The sequence below is a fragment of the Vibrio hibernica genome, from assembly GCF_015223435.1.
Taxonomy (GTDB): Bacteria; Pseudomonadota; Gammaproteobacteria; order Enterobacterales; family Vibrionaceae; genus Vibrio; species Vibrio hibernica.
Map to the genome: position 1 here is coordinate 1 of NZ_VHKO01000100.1, position 2,841 is coordinate 2,841.

The 2,841-nt window shown below is 39.1% G+C and carries 2 protein-coding genes; both read left to right on the forward strand.

The features are described from left to right. Positions 1-258: 258 nt before the first annotated feature. Positions 259-1,677 (forward strand): MBL fold metallo-hydrolase RNA specificity domain-containing protein, encoded by a 1,419-nt coding sequence (locus FH976_RS15520; RefSeq protein WP_194091682.1) that lies wholly within the window; start codon positions 259-261, stop codon positions 1,675-1,677. Positions 1,678-2,082: 405 nt separating this feature from the next. Further along, positions 2,083-2,373, forward strand: coding sequence for a GIY-YIG nuclease family protein (locus FH976_RS15525; protein ID WP_194091683.1), 291 nt, complete (start codon positions 2,083-2,085; stop codon positions 2,371-2,373). Positions 2,374-2,841: the final 468 nt, after the last annotated feature.

The window sequence follows — 2,841 nt, forward strand, 5'->3', positions numbered from 1 at the left end:
AATCGCATCCCCAACACGCACTTGTAAATTTGCGCGTATTCTATCATTAATATGGATGCGTCGCGAGTTGCTGTAGGGCACTTCCTCTTAAGAAGCTCTATTATTTTTGATACAGATCTCATTGTTTCAGAAAAATAACACTATATCGTTCTAAAACATTACCTTATTGCTCAATATTCATTCGAAAATCGGTTATATATTGCATGGTTAAAGCCTAGAATCCAGCAATATAAAACCGTAAATAATAGAGTAAAAAATATGATATCAACTAATTATAGACTACACCCACAGCACAAATACTACTTATTTCACCATGGCGGGAAGAGCACAGTGACAGGTTCTTGTCATGAATTAAATATTAATGGTTCTAGTGTATTGATCGACTGCGGGCTTTTCCAGGGTAAAGATGTACCATCGGATACTATTGATGCTTTAAAAATTGAATTTCCACTCGACCATATTAAAGCGCTTATTATTACTCACACACATATTGATCATATCGGTCGGCTGCCGTGGTTATTAGCCGCTGGGTTTGATAAACCTATTTACTGCACTCAAGCGACAGCGGCGTTAATACCTCTTATGTTAGATGATGGATTAAAACTTCAATTAGGTTTGAACACCCAACAACGAAAACGTGTGCTAGAAAAAATTGAGTCGCAAATATGTGCTGTTCAATATAATGAATCGGTACAGCTTGAGAATGGCCTAGGTACATTTGATTTATCACCTTCTGGGCATATTCTGGGCTCTGCGTATATCAACTTTCAGCTACCCAATGATGAGGTCATTGTTTTTTCTGGTGATTTAGGCCCAAGAAATACGCCACTATTACCGGATCCAACCTCACCTAAACAGGCTGATTATTTAGTGATTGAAACCACTTATGGCGATAAATGTCATGATGATGTGGCAACACGCTCACAACGACTGGAAAAAATCGTCGAGCAATCATTACAAGATGGTGGTGTTATTTTAATTCCCGCGTTCAGTGTAGGCAGAACCCAAGAGCTTTTATTTGATATAGAACAATTAATCGCCCATAGCATTGAAACTGAAACGACCACGGATGATTTTTGGCAACAATTACCGATTATTTTAGATTCGCCATTGGCGCAAAAGGTAACGACAGAATATGAACGGTTCAAGCAATTATGGGATGAAGAAGCCGAATATGACGAAGTAACGAATAAGACAAAGAAAGTTCGCCGCCATCCACTTTCGTTTGAGCAGCTTATTACGGTCAAAGATCATCGTGAACATCAAAAATTGGTTAATCGTTTAGCCTCAACTAATGAAGCCGCGATTGTGGTGGCAGCAAGTGGGATGTGCAGTGGAGGCCGGATCATGAGTTATTTAGAAGCCTTACTGCCGAACCAACAAACGGATGTTATTTTAGCGGGTTATCAGGCTCAAGGAACACTTGGTAGGCAACTTCAAGATGGTGACGATTATGTTTATATTTCAAATAATAAGGTAAATGTTAATGCACGGGTGCATTCCATGTCTGGCTACTCTGCACATGCAGATCAAGAGGATTTAATGGCTTTTATATTGGGAATACCTAAAGCGCCTCAGAAGATATTCTTGATTCATGGTGAGCCGAAGACAAAACAGATATTTAAAGGGTTATTGGAGAACAAAGAAAAATTGCTTAAAAGTGACGTTATATTTTGATTTTCAACAACCTGAAGGAGATCCTGAACTGCGCTCCTTCGTCGCTTTTCAGGATGACGTATAATGTAGGTCGCATTTTCAGAATGACAACACTAACGTCATCCTGAATAGTAAGGGTACGAACGTAGTTCAGGATCTCATACCACTACTGAGAATCAACGTGCTACTGGAGAACCTTGCTATCACCTTTGCTTCATCAAAATCACGACACTAAACCGTCATCCTGAATAGTGAGGCACGAACGTAGTTCAGGATCTCATACCACTACTGAGAATCAACGTGCTACTGGAGAACCTTGCTATCACCTTTGCTTCATCAAAATCACAACACTAAACCGTCATCCTGAATAGTGAGGCACGAACGTAGTTCAGGATCTCATACCACTATTTAATAAGTGATTTATTCATGGAAAAACAACCCGCTGTATATATTCTAACCAACAATCAAAACACTACTTTATATATTGGTGTGACAAGTAATTTACAAGCTAGAATCTGGCAGCATAAATCAGGTTTAATCAAAGGCTTCTCGCAAACATACCAAACCCATAAATTAGTTCACTATGAATTATTTTCAGAAATGCTAACCGCAATAGAAAGAGAGAAACAGCTTAAAAACTGGAAAAGGCAATGGAAGATAAATCTAGTAACTCGGCATAATGCTGACTGGGAAGATCTTTATGGAAGTCTCGTATAATTTCGAATTAAGCTGTCTTCTTTTGAGATCCTGAACTGCGCTCCTTCGTCGCTTTTCAGGATGACAGGGAAAATAAGTCGTATCTTCAGGATGACATATAAAGTAGATCGGATCTTCAAGATGATGAATAAAGTGGAGTCGTATCTTCAGGATGATGGAAAAATAGGTCGTATTTTAGATATGGCGGGTAAATAAGGCACACTTGTCCTATCAGAATGACAACACTACAACCGTCATCCTGAATAGTGAGGTACGAACGTAGTTCAGGATCTCTCACCGCTCTTTGCAATCAACGTGCTGTTGGGAGCATATTTATCTCCTCAAAATCACAACACTAAACCGTCATCCTGAATAGTAAGGACGAACGTAAGCCAGGATCTCTCACCGTTCTTTGAAAATCAACGTACTACTGAGTAGGAAGATCTTTATGGAAGTCTCGTATAATTTCGAATTAAGCTGTCTTCTTTT

Coding starts and splice junctions, on each gene's coding strand:
- FH976_RS15525 (WP_194091683.1), top strand. CDS start 2,083: ATGGAAAAACAACCCGCTGTATATATTCTAACCAACAATCAAAACACT.
- FH976_RS15520 (WP_194091682.1), top strand. CDS start 259: ATGATATCAACTAATTATAGACTACACCCACAGCACAAATACTACTTA.